Raw genomic sequence first — 18,550 nt, forward strand, 5'->3', positions numbered from 1 at the left:
ACGGAGCCAGCCATGAGTGAAGTCACCCTATTGAGCGAAGCGGATCTGCGCAGTTGCGTGGCCCTCGACTTGCCCAGCATCGACGCCATCGAGCAGGCCTTTGTGCTGCTGGCAACGGCAGCCGTGGCGATGCCGCCGATCCTGCGGCTGGACATCCCCGAACATAACGGTGAGGTGGATGTGAAGACCGCTTACCTGCCGGGTCTGGAGCGGTTTGCGATCAAAGTCAGCCCAGGCTTTTTCGATAACCCGAAACTCGGCCTGCCCAGCCTCAACGGCATGATGATGCTGTTGTCGGCGCGCACCGGTTTGCTCGAGGCGCTGTTACTCGACAACGGCTACCTCACTGCCGTGCGCACGGCCGCGGCCGGGGCGGTGGCGGCGCGCTGCCTGTCCCGCCCGCAGAGCCGCAGTGTCGCGTTGATCGGCGCTGGCGAGCAGGCCGCGTTGCAGCTTCAGGCGCTGCGTCTGGTGCGGCCCATCGAGGAGGTGCGGGTCTGGGCTCGCGATGCACAAAAGGCCCAGGCCTTCAGTGCCGAACTGGCACGTGAGACGGGGCTTTCGGTGACACCGTGCGCAACGCTCGACGCCGCGCTGGAAGGTGTGGACATCGCCATTACCTGCACACCCAGTCGTGAGCCGCTGATCGAGTCCCGGCATCTGCATCCCGGCCTGCATATCACGGCGATGGGCTCGGACGCGGAGAACAAGAACGAGATTTGTCCGCAAGCCCTGGCGGCAGTCGACTGCTACGTCGCTGATCGCCTGAGCCAGACCCGCGTGCTCGGCGAATTGCATCACGCCCTGGCGGCCGGTGTCGTCGGCGATGAGTCGGCGTTGCTGGAGCTGGGCCAGGTACTGGCGGGGCAGCGGGCCGGGCGGACCGATGAGGCGCAAGTCACCTTGTGCGACCTCACCGGCACCGGCGCCCAGGACACCGCCATCGCCAACCTGGCCTTTGAGCGGGCGCGGGCGGCAGGCAAGGGTTTCCCATTCGGTCGTTGACCGATCTTTTATTCGTGCGTCATTGATCAGAGGGCAGGTGGATGTCAGAGATAGTCGTCAATCTTCCGTTCCAGCGGGAGGAATACGCCCAGCGCCTGGCGAAGGTCCGTGTGGCCATGCAGGTTCAGGGCCTGGAGCTGTTGCTGGTCACCGATCCGTCGAACATGGCCTGGCTCACCGGCTACGACGGTTGGTCGTTCTACGTACACCAGTGCGTGTTGCTGGCTCTGGACGGCGAGCCCGTGTGGTTCGGTCGCGGCCAGGATGCCAACGGTGCCAAACGCACGGTGTTCATGCAGGCCGAGAATATCGTCGGCTACCCGGACATCTACGTGCAGTCGCGCGAACGCCATCCCATGGACTACCTGTCCCGGGAAGTGATCAGCGCTCGTGGCTGGGGCGCGCTGACCATCGGCGTGGAGATGGACAACTACTACTTCAGCGCCGCCGCATACCTGTCGCTGCAAAAACATTTGCCGCAGGCCAAACTGGTGGACGCGGTGGGCCTGGTGAACTGGCAGCGGGCGGTCAAGTCCCCCCAGGAAATCGCCTACATGCGCATCGCCGCGCGCATCGTCGAGAACATGCACGGTCGGATTCTGGAGCGGATCGAGCCGGGTATGCGCAAGAACGAACTGGTGGCCGAGATCTACAGCAGCGGCATCCTTGGGGCCGATGGTCATGGCGGCGATTACCCGGCCATCGTGCCCTTGCTGCCCACTGGTGCCGACGCCAGCGCGCCGCACCTGACCTGGGACGACTCGCCGTTCGAGAAGGGCGCCGGGACTTTTTTCGAGATTGCCGGTTGCTACAAGCGTTACCACTGCCCGCTGTCACGCACCATCTACCTGGGCAAGCCGCCGCAGCATTTTCTCGACGGCGAAAAAGCCGTGGTCGAGGGCATCGCCGCCGGCCTGGACGCGGCCAAGCCGGGCAACACCACGGGCGACATCGCCGTGGCGTTTTTCAAAGTGCTGGAGAAGTTCGGCATCCACAAGGACAGCCGTTGCGGCTACCCGATCGGTATCAGTTACCCACCGGATTGGGGCGAGCGCACCATGAGCCTGCGCCCCGGCGACACCAGCGTGTTGCAGCCGGGCATGACGTTCCACTTCATGCCCGGATTGTGGATGGACGATTGGGGCCTGGAAATCACTGAAAGCATCCTGATCACCGAAACCGGCGTCGAGACGCTGTGCAACGTGCCTCGTCAATTGTTCGTGAAGGATTGAGCCATGACTGACTTGCCTGCCAATCCCATCAGCGCCACGGTCGATTTCACCCGCGAGGGCGTACAGCACGGTTTCCTCAAACTGCCGTATTCGCGAGACGATTCGGCCTGGGGCGCGGTGATGATTCCCATCACCGTGATCCAGCGCGGCAGCGGCCCGACGGCGTTGCTCAGTGGTGGCAACCACGGCGATGAGTACGAAGGCCCGGTAGCCCTGAGCAAGCTGGCACAACGGTTGACCGCGCAAGAGGTGAGCGGAAGGGTGATTATCGTGCCGTTCATGAACACCCCGGCGTTCCATGCCGCACGCCGCACCTCGCCCATCGACAAGGGCAATCTCAACCGCAGTTTTCCCGGCAAGCCGGACGGTACCGTCACTGAGAAAATCGCTGACTATTTCAACCGTACGTTGCTGCCTTTGGCCGACATCGTCCTGGACATCCACTCCGGTGGCCGGACCCTGGACTTCCTGCCGTTCGCCGCCTGCCACGTGTTGCCGGACAAGCAGCAACAGGCCCGTTGCGAGGCGGGGATGCTGGCGTTCAATGCGCCGTATTGCATGCGCATGCTGGAACTGGACGCCGGGGCGATGTACGACACCGCCGCCGAATCCCAGGGCAAGGTGTTTGTCACCACCGAACTGGGCGGTGGCGGCTCATCGACGGCCCGCAGCGTGGCGATTGCCGAGCGCGGCGTACGCAATCTGCTGATCCACGCCGGCATCCTGCGCGGCGAAATCGAGCTACAGCCATCGATGATGCTCGACATGCCCGATGCCAGTTGCTTCATCGCCAGCGAACACGACGGCCTGCTGGAAATGTGCCGCGACCTGGGAGAACACGTGACCCTGGGCGAGGTGGTGGCGCGTATCTACGACGCCACCCGCAGCGGCGTCGCCCCCATCGAATACCGCGCCGCCCGCAGCGGACTGCTGGCGGCCCGGCACTTTCCGGGGCTGGTGCGATGTGGCGATACCTTGGCAGTGATTGCGGATGTGTTGGCGTGAGTCGGGTTGGGCACTGAACTTGTGGCGAGGGGATTTATCCCCCGCTGGGTTGCGCAGCGACCCTACAACCTGACACTTCGGTATGGCAGACAGATTGAGTCAGTAACTTGGGGGCTGCTTCGCAACCCAGCGGGGATAAATCCCCTCGCCACAATTGATGTATGCCTTGAGTTTTTAATCACCGGGAGCCCGGCCCATGCACAAGCTCGACCGCTATGACCTCAAGATCCTGCAGATCCTCGCGGAGGATGGACGGATCACCAAGTCGAGTCTGGCCGAGGCGATCAACCTTTCGGTGACGCCGGCCTGGGAGCGGGTGCGCAAGCTGGAAATGGCAGGGCTGATCACCGGCTATCGGGCGCAGATCGACTGGGGCGCGGTGTTCAAGCGTCAACAGGTGCTAGTGGAAATCACCCTGGCCCGACACACCGCCCAGGACATGCGTCGCTTCGAGCAGCGCATGGCCACCGCCCCGCAAGTCGCGTTCTGTTACGCCACCGGCGGCGGGGTGGATTACCTGGCGATGATCCAGTCTCCGGATATCGATCACTACCAGCGCTTTGTCGATCAACTGCTGCTCGAAGACCTCGGCATCGAGCGCTATTTCACCTACATCGTCACCAAAACCATCAAGACCGGCGGCGCCTTGCCGGCGGAGCTGGCACCGTCAACCTGAGCACCGCAGAAATCACTTTTACAGCCCCTTGTTTCAGAAAAAACCAAGCAATGACCTACGGCAAACACCCGATTATCCAAGTGCCGCTGCCCTAGCATGGTTTCACGCACACGGTCTGGAGTGAACGTCATGACTTATCAACATCCGCTGCTGTTCAAAGCGCTTTGCTACATCGACGGCCAGTGGGTCCACAGCGACAGCGGCCAGAGCATTGCCGTGCACAACCCCGCCACCCGCACGGTGATCGGCCATGTGCCGATGCTCGATCAGCCGCAGATTGTCGCGGCGGTGGACGCGGCCCAGCAAGCATTCCCCGCGTGGCGTGAACAGAGCCTGGATGCCCGGGGCGAGATTCTACGACGCTGGGCGGCGTTGATCGTCGAACACAGTGAAGACCTGGCGCGCATCCTCAGCCTGGAGCAGGGCAAATCCCTGGCCGAATCCCGCGGCGAAATCGCCTATGCCGCAAGCTTCATTCCCTGGTTCGCCGAAGAAGCCCGGCGCTTGTACGGGCAGAATATCCCCAGCCACATTCCCAACGCCCACCTGGGCACCCTCAAGGAACCGGTGGGCGTCTGCGCGCTGCTCACGCCGTGGAATTTTCCGTCGGCGATGATCACCCGCAAGGCCGCCGCTGCCCTGGCTGCCGGTTGCACCGTGGTCATCAAACCGGCCCACGAAACGCCGTACTCGGCTTTGGCCTTGGCGCAATTGGCCGAGGAGGCGGGTTTTCCTGCCGGGGTCTTCAACGTGGTGTTGGGTGAGCCGCAGATGACCATGGAAACCCTGGTCAAGGATCGCCGTGTCCGCTCAGTGAGTTTCACCGGCTCGACTCGGGTCGGCAAACTGGTGCTGCAAGCCGCCGCCCATGATGTGAAGAAAGTCGCCTTGGAGTTGGGCGGCAACGCGCCGTTCATTGTCTGCGCCGATGCTGACCTGGCGCTGGCGGTAAAAGTCGCCGTGGAGGCGAAGTTCCAGACCTCGGGCCAGGATTGCTGCGCGGCGAACCGGATCATGGTCCAGCGCCCGGTTTATCAGGCGTTCCTCAGCCGTTTCGCCGCGGCGGTTCGGGCGTTGCGGGTTGGCCCGGCCATGGTCGATCAGCAGGAGCAGGATGTGGATATTGGCCCGTTGATGCACCAGGCGGCATTCGACGTAACTGCCGACCGGGTCGCCGATGCGCTGGCCCTTGGCGCCCAGCGCCTGGTCGGTGGCGAGGCCCATGCCTTGGGCGGGTTGTTCTACCAGCCAACGGTGCTGGCTGATGTCACGCCGCAGATGCGCATCTACCGCGAAGAAAATTTCGCGCCCATCGCCGGGGTGATGCCATTTGACACTCTGGATGAAGCCATCGAAATGGCCAACGACACCGAGTACGGACTGGCAGCCTATATTTGCTCCAACCGCCTGGACCTCATTTATCCACTGATTCGCCGTCTCGACCACGCCATGGTCGCGATCAACGGTGTCAAGTTCACCGGCCATCCGATTCCCTTCGGTGGCATGAAAGCCTCGGGCCTTGGCCGCGAGGGTGGCAGCGAGGGCTTCGAGCCCTTCGTCGAAACCAAATACTTTTGCCTGCACCATCAAGGCCAGTTCCCAGGAGAATCCGCATGAGCCAGGAATTCAACACGCTGTTCGAACAAGACCGTGCGCATTTCATGCACCCCTCGACCCACGCCCACGACCACGCCAGCGGTGCGCTCAAGGGCCGGATCATCAAGAGCGCAGCGGGCATCCGCATTCGCGACCATGAAGGCCGTGACTTCATCGACGCCTTTGCCGGCCTCTACTGCGTGAACATCGGCTACGGCCGCACCGAAGTGGCCGATGCCATCTACAAGCAGGCCAAGGAACTGGCCTACTACCACACCTACGTCGGCCACTCGAGCGAGGCGATCATCGAACTGTCCAGTCGCATCATGGACTGGGCACCGGAAGGGATGAAGAAGGTCTACTACGGCCTGTCCGGTTCCGATGCCAACGAAACCCAGGTCAAACTGGTGCGTTACTACAACAACGTGCTGGGCCGGCCGCAGAAGAAGAAAATCATCTCTCGCGATCGTGGCTACCATGGTTCGGGCATCATGACCGGCAGCCTGACTGGGCTGGCGACCTTCCACCAGCATTTCGACCTGCCGGTGGAAGGGGTCAAGCACACCGTGTGCCCCCATTGGTATCGCAAGGCCCCGGCGGGCATGGACGAAGGCACGTTCGTACGCTACTGCGCCGATGAGCTGGAAAAAATGATCCTGGCTGAAGGGCCGGACACCGTGGCGGCGTTCATTGGTGAGCCTTTGATGGGCACGGGCGGGATCATTGTTCCGCCGGCCGGTTATTGGGACGCGATCCAGGCGGTGCTGAAAAAGTATGACGTGTTGCTGATTGCCGATGAAGTGGTCTGCGCCTTCGGTCGCCTGGGCTCGAAGATGGGCAGCCAGCGCTACGGCATGAAGCCGGACCTGATCACCACCGCCAAAGGCCTGACCAGCGCGTATGCACCGCTGTCGGCGGTGATCATCGGGGAAAAGGTCTGGAGTGTGATTGAAAAAGCCTCCCAGACCGAAGGCGCCATGGGGCACGGCTGGACCTATTCAGGACATCCGATCTGCGCGGCGGCGGCACTGGCCAACCTCGACATTCTCGAGCGGGAAAACCTCACCGCCAACGCCGAGGATGTCGGCGGCTACCTGAACCGCCGGCTGCGTGAAAGCCTCGAAGGCCATCCGCTGGTGGGTGAAGTGCGCGGTGATGGCATGCTTGCGGCGGTGGAGTTCATGGCTGATCGCGAGCAGCGCAGCGCTTTTGATCCGGCGCTGAAAGTCGGCCCCAGGGTCTCGGCCGCTTGCCTGGAACGCGGCATGATCGCCCGCGCCATGCCCCACGGCGACATCCTGGGCTTCGCCCCGCCGCTGATCCTGAACCGCGAAGAGGCGGACCTGATCGTCGACATCACCAAAGGGGCTATCGATCAGGTGGCGGGTGAAGTGTTGGGGTGAGGGCAGGGTGGCGCAGAACCTGTGACACCAGCTCCCACAGGAGATGGGTGCGGGCACAGACTTTGTGAACACCCCAATCAAAACTGTGGGAGCGAGCCTGCTCGCGAAAGCGGTGTGTCTGAAACGGTGATGCTGGATGTGCCGCCGACATCGCGAGCAGGCTCGCTCCCACAAGGCGTCGGAGTCAAAAAAAGCCCGCCCGATCATGCGATCGGGCGGGCTTTTGGGTGTCGCTTGGAGATTACTTCTTCAAACCGTAATGCTCATCGAGCATGCCGGGTGAATTGGGGGCCTTGGGGGCGTAGTCCCGGGGCGGTTCCTGGACCTCTTTTGGCGGGGTCAGGCGTTCCCGAGGCGTCTGCGCCGCATCAGCGTGCAGGGCGGCCAGCAGGCGTTGGCGAGTCTGCTCGTCGAGGGCCAGGCGATTGGCACCCTCGGACAAATGATCCTGGACGTCCTGGTAGCTCTGAGTGAGTTTTTTCACCAGAGAAGCGGTGCTGTTGAAGTGAGTGACCACTTCATTCTGATAACTGTCGAAACGTTCCTGAATGTCGTCCAGCTGACGTTGCGTGCTGTTAGGCACCGCATTGGGCAGCAGTCGGGCAAGCAGGAATCCAATGGCGACACCGGCAACCAGGGCAAGAGTCGGCAACAGCCAAACTAAGAGCGAGTGTTCCACGAGTCCTTCCTCTATAAACGGCTTTGCTTTACGTTAACGGCTCGGACCTGCGCTGTATACCGCGAAGAACATCGCAATCATGCCAGGCACAGACTTTTAGCTAGACGAGTCGACCCTATTCGGGGTCACGGAGTTCTTTCCCTTGCTTATGCGCGAAACCCCTGTAGTCATTGATGGCCCCGTGGGCCAACTGGAAGCCTTGTACCTGGACAGCGAAGCGCCCCGTGGCCTGGCGCTGATCTGCCACCCCAACCCGGTGCAGGGCGGGACCATGCTCAACAAAGTCGTCTCGACCTTGCAACGCACTGCCCGTGATGCTGGCCTGGTTACGTTGCGTTTCAATTATCGCGGGGTCGGCGCCAGTGCCGGCAGCCATGACATGGGCACCGGCGAAGTCGACGACGCCCAGGCTGCAGCCGATTGGTTGCGGGAAAAATACCCGCAACTGCCGCTCACCCTGTTCGGTTTCTCGTTTGGCGGCTTCGTTGCCGCAAGCCTTGGCGGACGTCTGGAAGCCCAGGGCCAGCCACCCAAGCACCTGTTCATGGTGGCCCCGGCGGTGATGCGCCTGGACGCGCAATCGCCCTTGCCGATGAGCGGCGAGTTGACCGTGATCCAGCCGGAAACCGACGAAGTGGTCGACCCCCAGCTGGTTTACCAATGGTCGGACGCGCTCCAGCGCCCCCATGAGCTGCTGAAAGTGGCAGAATGCGGGCACTTTTTCCATGGCAAGCTGACCGATCTCAAGGATCTGCTCCTGCCGCGCCTCTCGAATTGACAGCAGTCTGACAAGCGATAACCCATGACGACTCGTACCCGCATCCTGACCGGCATCACCACCACCGGCACCCCGCACCTGGGCAACTACGCCGGCGCTATCCGTCCGGCGATCCTCGCCAGCCGCGACACCAACGCCGATTCGTTCTATTTCCTGGCCGACTACCACGCCTTGATCAAATGCGATGACCCGTTGCGCATCCAGCGCTCGCGCCTGGAAATCGCAGCGACCTGGCTTGCCGGTGGCCTGGATGTGGACCGCGTGACCTTCTATCGCCAGTCCGACATTCCCGAAATTCCGGAACTGACCTGGCTGCTGACCTGCGTCGCCGCCAAGGGGCTGCTCAATCGCGCCCACGCCTACAAGGCGTCGGTGGACAAAAACGTCGAGGCCGGCGAAGACCCGGATGCCGGCATCACCATGGGGCTGTACAGCTACCCGGTGCTGATGGCCGCGGACATCCTGATGTTCAACGCCCACAAGGTGCCGGTCGGTCGCGACCAGATCCAGCACGTGGAAATGGCCCGCGACATCGGCCAGCGCTTCAACCATCTGTTCGGCCAGGGCAAGGAGTTTTTCACCATGCCCGAGGCGCTGATCGAGGAGAGCGTCGCCACCCTGCCGGGCCTTGATGGCCGCAAGATGTCCAAGAGCTACGACAACACCATCCCGTTGTTCAGCAGCGCCAAGGACATGAAGGACGCGATCTCGCGGATCGTCACCGACTCCCGCGCACCGGGCGAAGCCAAGGATCCGGACAACTCCCACCTGTTCACCTTGTTCCAGGCCTTCGCCACGCCAGCGCAGTCCGACGAGTTCCGCAGCGAACTGCTGCAGGGCCTGGGTTGGGGCGAAGCCAAGAACCGCCTGTTCCAATTGCTCGACAGTGAACTGGGCGAGTCCCGCGAACGTTATCACCAGTTGATCGAACGCCCGGCGGACCTTGAAGACATCCTGCAACTGGGTGCGAAAAAAGCCCGGGCCGTGGCCACACCGTTCCTCAACGAACTGCGCGAAGCCGTCGGCCTGCGTTCGTTTGTCAGCCAGGTTCAGGTGGCGACCAGTACGAAAAAGAAAGTGGCCAAAGCCGCACGTTTCGTGAGCTTTCGCGAAGACGACGGCAGTTTCCGCTTCCGTCTGCTGGCCGCCGATGGCGAGCAATTGGTGTTGTCGCGCAATTTTGCCGATGGCAAGACCGCGGGCCAGGTCACCAAGCAACTGCAAGCCGGCCAGCCACTGGACGTGCGCAGCGACGAGCTGAGCTTCAGTGTCTGGCTTGACGGCGCCTGTGTGGCCGACAGTCCGGCCTTTGCGGACAGCGCCGCTCGGGATGCTGCCATCGAGGCTTTGCGCGTGGCCCTGACGCCAGTTCAGGACTGAACCGGGGCTATTCCGACCATCGGCTCGAATAAGGGCCGATTGCCATTCCCGCGGGCCGTCGCTACAGTGACGGCCCGTTTTTGTTGCCTTGCTAACGAATATGACGCCCCTAGAACGATATCAAGCTGATCTGAAACGCCCGGAGTTTTTCCACGACGCAGCCCAGGAAACGGCAGTGCGGCATTTGCAGCGCCTGTACGACGATCTGGTCGCCGCGTCGAACAACAAGCCGGGCTTGTTGGGCAAACTGTTCGGCAAGAAGGATCAGGTCCCGGTCAAGGGCCTGTATTTCTGGGGCGGTGTCGGCCGTGGCAAAACCTACCTGGTCGACACCTTCTTCGAGGCGTTGCCGTTCAAGGAGAAGACACGGACGCACTTCCACCGCTTCATGAAGCGTGTGCATGAAGAAATGAAGACGCTGGGCGGCGAGAAGAACCCGCTGACCATCATCGCCAAGCGGTTCTCCGACGAGACGCGGGTGATCTGCTTCGATGAGTTTTTCGTTTCCGACATCACCGACGCCATGATTCTCGGCACCTTGATGGAGGAGTTGTTCAAGAACGGCGTGACTTTGGTCGCCACCTCGAACATCGTGCCGGACGGCCTTTACAAGGACGGCCTGCAACGCGCGCGCTTCCTGCCGGCCATTGCGCTGATCAAGGAACACACCGACATCGTCAACGTCGACAGCGGTGTGGACTATCGCCTGCGTCACCTGGAGCAGGCGGAGCTGTTTCACTTCCCCCTGGACGCCGCGGCTGAAGAAAGCCTGCGCAAGAGCTTCCGGGCCCTGACGCCGGAATGCACCCAGGCGGTCGAAAATGATGTGTTGGTCATCGAGAATCGCCAGATCCGCGCCGTGCGGACCTGCGATGACGTGGCTTGGTTCGACTTTCGTGAACTGTGCGATGGCCCTCGTAGCCAGAACGACTACATCGAGCTGGGCAAGATCTTCCACGCGGTACTGCTCAGCAACGTGGAGCAAATGAGCGTCACCACCGACGACATTGCCCGCCGGTTCATCAACATGGTCGACGAGTTCTACGACCGTAACGTGAAGCTGATCATTTCGGCCGAAGTCGAACTCAAGGATCTCTACACCGGCGGTCGCCTGACCTTTGAGTTCCAGCGAACCTTGAGTCGGTTGCTGGAAATGCAATCACACGAATTCCTGGCGCGGGCGCATAAGCCGTAATCCGGTTCGGATAAAAAAAGGCCTGCAATTGCAGGCCTTTTTTGCGCGTGCGAGCTCAACGGCGCACCGCATAACCCTGTGGGAGCGAGCCTGCTCGCGATAGCGGTGTATCAGTCAACATCTATGCTGGCTGCCACACCGCTATCGCGAGCAGGCTCGCTCCCACATTGGACTGTATTCAACCCTTGATTCACGCCGCCTGCTGAAATTGCTGTCGATACTGGTTCGGCGATAACTCGGTATGTTGGCGGAACAGCCGTGCGAAGAAGCTTGCATCGTCGTAGCCGACTTCATAGCTGATGGTCTTGATGCTTTTGCGGCTGCCGGACAACAAGCCCTTGGCGGTTTCTATACGCAGCCGTTGCAGGTAATGCAGCGGTTTGTCCCCCGTGGCAGTCTGGAAGCGGCGCATGAAGTTGCGGATGCTCATACCGTGCTCCCGAGCGACGTCCTCAAAGCGGAACTTGTCGGCGAAGTGTTCTTCGAGCCAGTGCTGGATCTGCAGGATGATCACATCCTGATGCAGTTTCTGGCCCCCGAAACCGATTCTTCCCGGTGAGTAGCTGCGCTGCACTTCATAGAGAATGTCTCGTGCCACGGCCTGGGCCACGTTGGCGCCGCAGAACCGTTCGATGAGGTAGATATAGAGGTCGCAGGCCGAGGTCGTGCCGCCGGCGCAGAACAGGTTGTCGGCGTCGGTCAGGTGCTTGTCCTGGTTCAGGTGGACCTGGGGGAAGCGCTCCTTGAAGGCGTTGAAGAAACGCCAGTACGTGGTGGCCTCCTTGCCATCGAGCAGCCCGGCCTCGGCCAGCCAGAACACCCCGGTCGCCTCGCCGCAGAGCACTGCGCCACGGGCATGCTGTTCCCGCAGCCAGGGCAGGACCTGCGGGTAACGTTCGCAGAGGGTGGCGAAATCATCCCAAAAAGCCGGGAGGATGATCACATCGGTATTTTCCAGGCCGCCGTCCACCGGCATGATCACGTCGCTGAAGCTGTTCACCGGTTTGCCGTCGGGGCTGACCAGCCGCGTTTCGAACGCCGGTGTCAGGCCGTGGCCCAGTTGTTTGCCGTAGCGCAGGCTGGCCAGGTGGAAAAAATCCTTGGCTTGCATGAGGGTGGAAGCGAAAACCCGGTCGATAGCCAGAATGCTGACGCGCCGCAAGGGCGTGGAGATGTGCTTGGACATAGTTGATCTTTATTTTTATAGGGGAAAGTGGTCACCAGACGGCTGGATCGTCTTATTTTTTGTCGGATGTGTCCAGTGTCCTGTCATCCCTCGCAGGCTTAGGCTCTGTTGGATAACCCCATCGAACAATAATGCAAAGGTGTCCCATGATCCCCAGAACCCTGTTCAGTTCCGAACACGAACTGTTTCGCGACAGCGTACGAACCTTCCTCGAAAAAGAAGCGGTGCCGTACCACAGCCAGTGGGAAAAACAGGGTCATGTGGATCGTCAGTTGTGGAACAAGGCGGGGGAGGCGGGGATGTTGTGCTCGCATCTGCCAGAGGCTTATGGCGGGCTGGATGCCGATTTTCTCTACAGCACCGTGGTGATTGAAGAAATCGGAAGATTGGGGCTGACGGGCATTGGCTTCTCGCTGCACTCCGACATCGTTGCGCCCTACATCCTGCACTACGGCAGTGAAGCGCTGAAACACAAGTACCTGCCCAAACTGGTGTCTGGTGAGATGGTCACGGCCATCGCTATGACCGAGCCGGGCGCCGGTTCCGACCTGCAAGGCGTGAAGACCACGGCGGTGCTGGAGGGTGATGAGTACATCATCAACGGCTCGAAGACCTTTATCACCAACGGCTTTCTGGCCGATCTGGTGATCGTGGTTGCCAAGACCGATCCGAAAGCAGGCGCCAAGGGCACCAGTCTGTTCCTGGTGGAGGCGGGTACGCCTGGCTTCGAAAAAGGCAAGCGCCTGGAGAAGGTCGGGATGAAGGCTCAGGACACTTCGGAGCTGTTTTTCCAGGATGTTCGCGTGCCCAAGGAAAACCTGCTGGGGCAGGCCGGGATGGGCTTTGCCTACCTGATGCAGGAACTGCCCCAGGAACGCCTGACGGTGGCTATTGGTGGCCTGGCGTCGGCCGAAGCGGCGCTGCAATGGACGCTGGACTACACCCGCGAGCGCAAGGCTTTTGGTAAATCCATCGCGGACTTCCAGAACACCCGGTTCAAACTGGCGGAAATGGCGACCGAGATCCAGATCGGTCGGGTCTTCGTCGACCGCTGCCTGGAACTGCATCTGCAAGGCAAGCTCGACGTGCCGACGGCGGCGATGGCCAAGTACTGGGGCACTGACCTGCAGTGCAAGGTGCTCGACGAATGCGTGCAGCTGCATGGCGGCTACGGGTTCATGTGGGAATACCCGGTCGCCCGGGCGTGGGCCGACGCGCGGGTGCAGCGCATCTATGCCGGGACCAATGAAATCATGAAGGAAATTATTGCGCGGTCGCTTTGATGTCGTAGTGACTGTTAGACCGCTATCGCGAGCAGGCTCGCTCCCACATTGGATTTATGTCTGACCACAACATTGTGATCGACACAGAGCCCATGTGGGAGCGAGCCTGCTCGCGATGGGGGCTATGAACTGATCAAGGCGCCGGGTTCGGCTGATCCTTGTGAATCGCCTCGATCCCCGCCAGCACTTCATCGGACAGCTTCAGGTCGAAGCTGGCGATGTTGCTGTCCAGTTGCTCCAGCGTGGTGGCGCCAATGATGTTGCTGGTCACGAATGGTTGTCGGGTAACGAAGGCCAGGGCCATCTGTGCCGGGTCCAGGCCGTGTTCCCGCGCCAGGGCCACATAACGACTGCATGCGGCTTCCGATTGTGGATTGAAATAGCGCATGAAGCGGCTGTAGAGCGTCAGGCGGCCCTTGGCTGGCCGTGCGCCGCCTTCATACTTGCCCGACAGGAAACCGAACGCTAATGGCGAGTAAGCCAGCAGGCCACACTGTTCGCGGATGGCGATTTCCGAAAGCCCGATCTCGAAACTGCGGTTGAGCAGGTTGTAGGGGTTCTGGATCGACACTGCCCGCGGCCAGCCACGGGCTTCGGCCAGGGCGAGGAACTTCATGGTGCCCCACGGCGTTTCGTTGGACAGGCCGATGTGGCGGATCTTGCCGGCCCGCACCTGCTCGTCCAGGGCCTCGAGGGTTTCCTCCAGCGGGGTGAAATCTTCGTCGGCCTTGTGCTGGTAGCCCAACTGGCCGAAGAAATTGGTGCTGCGTTCCGGCCAGTGCAGTTGGTAGAGATCGATCCAGTCGGTCTGCAGGCGCTTGAGGCTGGCGTCCACCGCTTCGACGATATGGCGGCGGTTGTGCTTGAGGTTTTTGTCGCGGATGTAGTCGATGGTGTTGCCGGGGCCCGCGATCTTGCTCGCCAGGATCCAGTCGGCACGGTCGCCGCGGCTCTTGAAGTAATTGCCGATGTAGCGCTCGGTGGTGGCGTAGGTCTCGGCCTTGGGCGGTACCGGATACATCTCGGCGGTGTCGATGAAATTGATCCCGGCACCCTTGGCGCGTTCGATCTGGGCGAAGGCCTCGGCCTCGCTGTTCTGCTCACCCCAGGTCATGGTTCCGAGGCACAGGGCGCTCACGTTTAGATCGGTACGGCCTAGCTGGCGATAATCCATCGGGAACTCCTTGGGCAAAACAATCATAAAAGCAGGTTGAATTATTTTTCGCAATCTGCATAATTGCGCACCTCTTTCTGCAGTGGAAGTGATGCGCCGCCGCCGAAGAATCTTGCCGTTGAACGGACGCGCCGACCCGAGCCCCCGAAAGCGTCTGTATCCGGCTGCCTTTGACTTGTCAAAGTACGCACTATTCAGTAAGATCCGCCGTCTAATTTACAGGGCGGCCCCTGAGGCTATAAAGAATGAAAACTTTTACTGCTAAACCGGAAACAGTAAAGCGCGACTGGTTTGTCGTCGACGCTGCTGGTCAGACCCTGGGTCGTCTGGCCACCGAAATCGCGAGCCGTCTGCGTGGCAAGCACAAGCCTGAGTACACCCCTCACGTCGACACCGGTGACTACATCGTCGTCATCAACGCTGAGCAAGTACGTGTTACTGGCGCTAAAACCACTGACAAAATGTACTACTCCCACTCCGGTTTTCCTGGCGGCATCAAGTCGATCAACTTCGAAAAGCTGATCGCCAAAGCCCCTGAGCGCGTGATCGAGACCGCGGTTAAAGGCATGCTGCCTAAAAACCCACTGGGTCGCGACATGTATCGTAAGCTGAAGGTTTATGCGGGCGCTGCTCACCCTCATACTGCTCAGCAGCCCCAAGAACTGAAGTTTTAACGGAATAGTTCATTATGTCGGCGACTCAAAATTACGGCACTGGCCGTCGCAAGACTGCAACCGCACGCGTTTTCCTGCGTCCGGGCACTGGTAACATCTCCATCAACAACCGCTCCCTGGATAACTTCTTCGGCCGCGAAACTGCCCGCATGGTAGTTCGTCAGCCGCTGGAACTGACCGAGACCGTCGAAAAATTCGACATCTACGTCACTGTTATCGGTGGTGGTGTAAGTGGTCAGGCTGGCGCAATCCGCCACGGCATCACTCGCGCCCTGATGGATTACGACGAAACTCTGCGCGGTGCACTGCGCAAAGCCGGCTTCGTAACTCGCGATGCTCGTGAAGTTGAACGTAAGAAAGTCGGTCTGCGTAAAGCGCGTAAGCGTCCGCAGTACTCGAAGCGTTAATTTCGCTTTCGCGTTCAAAAGGCGCCCAGTTCCTCACGGAGCTGGGCGTTTTTTTATGCGCGAAAGATTTATGCTGTGACAACTTGCCACATCCGTGAAGCCCCTATACTACAAGGCTTGGCGGTTGGGTCGCTTGGTAATTACCTTGTCAGAACTGGGGCTTTTCATTACCATTCGGCAAAATTTTTATAAGTTCAGATTTTTACTTAGTAGACGCCTGATTTAACAGGCCACAAAGCTGATGGGAGAGGACTGAATGAGCAATGACGGCGTGAATGCAGGCCGGCGTCGCTTCCTGGTAGCAGCCACATCCGTGGTGGGTGCTGCAGGAGCGGTGGGGGCTGCGGTCCCGTTCGTGGGGTCATGGTTTCCCAGTGCCAAGGCGAAAGCCGCAGGTGCACCGGTGAAAGTGGATGTCAGCAAGATCGAGCCAGGCCAGCAGATGATTGCTGAGTGGCGCGGTCAGCCGGTGTTCATCGTCCGCCGTACAGAGGAAATCCTGGGGAATCTGAAAAAGATCGAGGGCCAGTTGTCTGACCCTACCTCCAAGAACTCGACGCAACCGACCTATGTCGATCCGGAGACACGCTCGATCAAGCCGCAAGTCCTGCTGCTGATCGGGATTTGTACGCACCTGGGTTGCTCGCCAACGTTCCGTCCTGAGGTAGCCCCTGCCGACTTGGGCAAGGACTGGGTCGGTGGTTATTTCTGCCCTTGCCACGGCTCCCATTACGACCTGGCGGGTCGCGTCTACAAATCGCAGCCTGCACCTCTGAACCTGCCAGTTCCCCCGCATTCCTATGAGACCGACGACATCATTGTCGTTGGCGTCGATACGGAGACAGCGTGATGAGCAAATTCATGGATTGGGTTGATGCGCGCTTTCCCGCGACCAAAATGTGGGAAGACCATCTCAGCAAGTATTACGCTCCGAAAAACTTCAACTTCTTCTACTTCTTTGGCTCCTTGGCATTGCTCGTTCTGGTCAACCAGATCGTCACCGGTGTCTGGCTGACCATGAGTTACACCCCTTCGGCGGAAGAAGCGTTTGCCTCCGTCGAATACATCATGCGTGACGTCGAGTACGGCTCGATCCTGCGTCTGCTGCACTCCACCGGCGCTTCGGCGTTCTTCATCGTGGTTTACCTGCATATGTTCCGTGGTCTGCTCTACGGTTCGTATCAGAAGCCTCGTGAGCTGGTGTGGGTCTTCGGCATGCTGATCTACCTGGCGCTCATGGCGGAAGCCTTCATGGGCTATCTGCTGCCGTGGGGCCAGATGTCCTACTGGGGCGCCCAGGTGATCATCTCGCTGTTCGGTGCAATCCCGGTCATCGGTGATGACCTGACCCAGTGGATTCGCGGTGACTACCTGATCTCGGGCATTACCCTGAACCGCTTCTTCGCCTTGCATGTGGTGGCCCTGCCGATCGTGATCCTCGGTCTGGTGGTGCTGCATATCCTGGCGCTGCACGAAGTCGGCTCGAACAACCCCGATGGCGTGGACATCAAGAAGTACAAGGACGAAAACGGTGTACCGCTGGACGGCATCGCCTTCCACCCGTACTACACCGTCAAAGATATCGTCGGCGTGGTAGTGTTCCTGTTCATCTTCTGCTCCATCGTGTTCTTCTTCCCAGAGATGGGTGGTTACTTCCTCGAGAAGCCTAACTTCGAGCAGGCGAACGCCTTCAAGACCCCTGAGCACATTGCTCCGGTCTGGTACTTCACACCGTTCTACGCGATTTTGCGGGCGGTTCCAGACAAGCTGCTGGGCGTCATCGCCATGGGTGCGGCGATCGCCGTGCTGTTCGTCCTGCCGTGGCTGGACCGCAGTCCGGTCAAGTCGATGCGCTACAAAGGCTGGCTGAGCAAAATCTGGCTCTGGGTGTTCTGCATCTCGTTCGTGATCCTGGGTGTGCTGGGCGTACTCGCTCCAACGCCGGGCCGGACACTGCTGTCGCAGGTCTGCACCTTCCTGTACTTCGCCTACTTCATTCTGATGCCGTTCTACACCAGGCTCGAGAAGACCAAACCGGTTCCGGAAAGGGTGACTGGCTGATGAAAAAGCTATTTTCTGTACTGATTCTTGCTGCTATGCCTGTACTGTCCTTTGCGTCCGCATCCGGTGGTCCTGAGCTGGAAAAAGTCGACATCGACGTTTCCGACAAAGCTGCCATGCAGGATGGCGCGCGTACGTTCGCCAACTACTGCATGGGCTGCCACAGCGCCAAGTTCCAGCGTTACGAGCGCGTAGCTGATGACCTGGGCATTCCCCATGAGTTGATGCTCGAGAAGCTGGTGTTCACTGGCGCCAAGCTGGGCGATCACATGAACATCGGCATGCAGCCGGCAGACGCCAAGACCTGGTTCGGGGCTGCACCGCCCGACCTGACCCTGGTGGCACGCGTGCGTGGCACCGACTGGCTCTACGGTTACCTGCGTTCGTTCTATGAAGATCCTGCGCGTCCTTGGGGCGTGAACAACAAGGTCTTCCCGAACGTCGGCATGCCAAACGTTCTGGTCGGCCTGCAGGGTCGCCAGGTGGTAGGCTGCAAACAGGTTCAAATCGTCGAGGACGGCAAGAAGCAATACGATCCGCTGACCGGCACCGCTTTGACTCACGAAGCCTGCGACCAGTTGACCGTGTTGCCTAACACCGGCAGCCTGACTGAAGAGCAGTTCGACGAGAAGGTCAAGAATCTGGTGACCTTCCTGGCCTACTCGGCCAACCCGGTGAAGCTGGAGCATCAGCGCATCGGTACTTATGTGTTGCTGTATTTGGCGTTCTTCTTCGTATTCGCTTACCTGCTCAAGCGCGAATACTGGAAAGACGTGCATTGATAAAGCTGTAAACCGTTGCTGTTAATCGTGCGCG

18 protein-coding genes are annotated in these 18,550 nt (G+C 60.3%); 15 read left to right on the top strand and 3 right to left on the bottom strand.

Annotated features, from left to right (window positions below; all coding sequences use genetic code 11):
* The first annotated feature begins 12 nt into the window (after positions 1 to 12).
* From HQ912_RS06030 to HQ912_RS06055, 6 genes are all read left to right on the top strand, one after another.
* Entirely contained in the window at positions 13 to 1,005 is a 993-nt protein-coding gene (locus HQ912_RS06030; protein WP_047228587.1) for a cyclodeaminase, read from the top strand.
* A 41-nt stretch (positions 1,006 to 1,046) separates the two neighbouring features.
* Complete coding sequence (gene doeA / locus HQ912_RS06035) at positions 1,047 to 2,237, top strand: ectoine hydrolase DoeA (RefSeq protein WP_047228586.1); 1,191 nt, start codon at positions 1,047 to 1,049, stop codon at positions 2,235 to 2,237.
* A 3-nt stretch (positions 2,238 to 2,240) separates the two neighbouring features.
* Positions 2,241 to 3,242, top strand: a complete 1,002-nt coding sequence (gene doeB / locus HQ912_RS06040; protein ID WP_047228585.1) for a N(2)-acetyl-L-2,4-diaminobutanoate deacetylase DoeB — start codon at positions 2,241 to 2,243, stop codon at positions 3,240 to 3,242.
* Positions 3,243 to 3,438: 196 nt separating this feature from the next.
* Entirely contained in the window at positions 3,439 to 3,918 is a 480-nt protein-coding gene (locus HQ912_RS06045; protein WP_076383599.1) for an Lrp/AsnC family transcriptional regulator, read from the top strand.
* Between the two features lie 129 nt (positions 3,919 to 4,047).
* Complete coding sequence (locus tag HQ912_RS06050) at positions 4,048 to 5,535, top strand: NAD-dependent succinate-semialdehyde dehydrogenase (RefSeq protein ID WP_173406577.1); 1,488 nt, start codon at positions 4,048 to 4,050, stop codon at positions 5,533 to 5,535.
* Positions 5,532 to 6,917, top strand: a complete 1,386-nt coding sequence (locus tag HQ912_RS06055; protein WP_173406578.1) for an aspartate aminotransferase family protein — start codon at positions 5,532 to 5,534, stop codon at positions 6,915 to 6,917. The genes HQ912_RS06050 and HQ912_RS06055 overlap by 4 nt, the downstream gene beginning before the upstream one ends.
* A gap of 241 nt (positions 6,918 to 7,158) precedes the next feature.
* On the opposite strand, the gene HQ912_RS06060 is transcribed toward HQ912_RS06055, so the two are convergent.
* Positions 7,159 to 7,596, bottom strand: a complete 438-nt coding sequence (locus HQ912_RS06060; protein WP_047228581.1) for a YhcB family protein — start codon at positions 7,594 to 7,596, stop codon at positions 7,159 to 7,161.
* 148 nt (positions 7,597 to 7,744) lie between these two features.
* Between HQ912_RS06060 and HQ912_RS06065 the strand changes: the two genes are divergently transcribed.
* From HQ912_RS06065 to zapE, 3 genes are all read left to right on the top strand, one after another.
* Positions 7,745 to 8,374, top strand: coding sequence for an alpha/beta hydrolase (locus tag HQ912_RS06065; protein ID WP_047228580.1), 630 nt, complete (start codon positions 7,745 to 7,747; stop codon positions 8,372 to 8,374).
* A 24-nt stretch (positions 8,375 to 8,398) separates the two neighbouring features.
* Positions 8,399 to 9,754, top strand: a complete 1,356-nt coding sequence (locus tag HQ912_RS06070) for a tryptophan--tRNA ligase (RefSeq protein ID WP_139049179.1) — start codon at positions 8,399 to 8,401, stop codon at positions 9,752 to 9,754.
* Between the two features lie 100 nt (positions 9,755 to 9,854).
* The gene (gene zapE / locus HQ912_RS06075; RefSeq protein ID WP_047228578.1) at positions 9,855 to 10,949 is read left to right on the top strand and encodes a cell division protein ZapE; all 1,095 of its coding nucleotides are present in this window, start codon (positions 9,855 to 9,857) and stop codon (positions 10,947 to 10,949) included.
* 190 nt (positions 10,950 to 11,139) lie between these two features.
* Here the strand turns inward: zapE and HQ912_RS06080 are convergent, their stop codons facing one another.
* On the bottom strand, positions 11,140 to 12,036 hold the full coding sequence (locus HQ912_RS06080) for a GlxA family transcriptional regulator (protein ID WP_171061317.1): 897 nt from the start codon (positions 12,034 to 12,036) through the stop codon (positions 11,140 to 11,142).
* Between the two features lie 245 nt (positions 12,037 to 12,281).
* Between HQ912_RS06080 and HQ912_RS06085 the strand changes: the two genes are divergently transcribed.
* The gene (locus tag HQ912_RS06085) at positions 12,282 to 13,418 is read left to right on the top strand and encodes an acyl-CoA dehydrogenase family protein (RefSeq protein ID WP_047228576.1); all 1,137 of its coding nucleotides are present in this window, start codon (positions 12,282 to 12,284) and stop codon (positions 13,416 to 13,418) included.
* Between the two features lie 133 nt (positions 13,419 to 13,551).
* Here the strand turns inward: HQ912_RS06085 and HQ912_RS06090 are convergent, their stop codons facing one another.
* Entirely contained in the window at positions 13,552 to 14,592 is a 1,041-nt protein-coding gene (locus HQ912_RS06090; RefSeq protein ID WP_047228575.1) for an NADP(H)-dependent aldo-keto reductase, read from the bottom strand.
* Positions 14,593 to 14,837: 245 nt separating this feature from the next.
* Here HQ912_RS06090 and rplM point away from each other — a divergent pair, with 245 nt between their 5' ends.
* The 5 genes from rplM (at position 14,838) to HQ912_RS06115 (ending at position 18,516) form a co-directional block, all read left to right on the top strand.
* Positions 14,838 to 15,266, top strand: a complete 429-nt coding sequence (gene rplM, locus HQ912_RS06095; RefSeq protein WP_003205365.1) for a 50S ribosomal protein L13 — start codon at positions 14,838 to 14,840, stop codon at positions 15,264 to 15,266.
* A gap of 14 nt (positions 15,267 to 15,280) precedes the next feature.
* Positions 15,281 to 15,673: a 30S ribosomal protein S9 gene (gene rpsI, locus HQ912_RS06100; RefSeq protein WP_003205364.1), complete on the top strand. Its 393-nt coding sequence runs from the start codon at positions 15,281 to 15,283 to the stop codon at positions 15,671 to 15,673.
* A gap of 256 nt (positions 15,674 to 15,929) precedes the next feature.
* Positions 15,930 to 16,523, top strand: coding sequence for a ubiquinol-cytochrome c reductase iron-sulfur subunit (gene petA, locus HQ912_RS06105; protein WP_047228574.1), 594 nt, complete (start codon positions 15,930 to 15,932; stop codon positions 16,521 to 16,523).
* On the top strand, positions 16,523 to 17,734 hold the full coding sequence (locus tag HQ912_RS06110) for a cytochrome b (protein ID WP_047228573.1): 1,212 nt from the start codon (positions 16,523 to 16,525) through the stop codon (positions 17,732 to 17,734). Before petA ends, HQ912_RS06110 begins: the two co-directional genes overlap by 1 nt.
* A complete protein-coding gene (locus HQ912_RS06115; protein ID WP_047228572.1) occupies positions 17,734 to 18,516 on the top strand; it encodes a cytochrome c1 in 783 nt (260 codons plus the stop codon). The genes HQ912_RS06110 and HQ912_RS06115 overlap by 1 nt, the downstream gene beginning before the upstream one ends.
* Positions 18,517 to 18,550 lie beyond the last annotated feature (34 nt).

It is taken from the genome of Pseudomonas sp. MPDS, assembly GCF_013283895.1.
GTDB lineage: Bacteria > Pseudomonadota > Gammaproteobacteria > Pseudomonadales > Pseudomonadaceae > Aquipseudomonas > Aquipseudomonas rhizophila.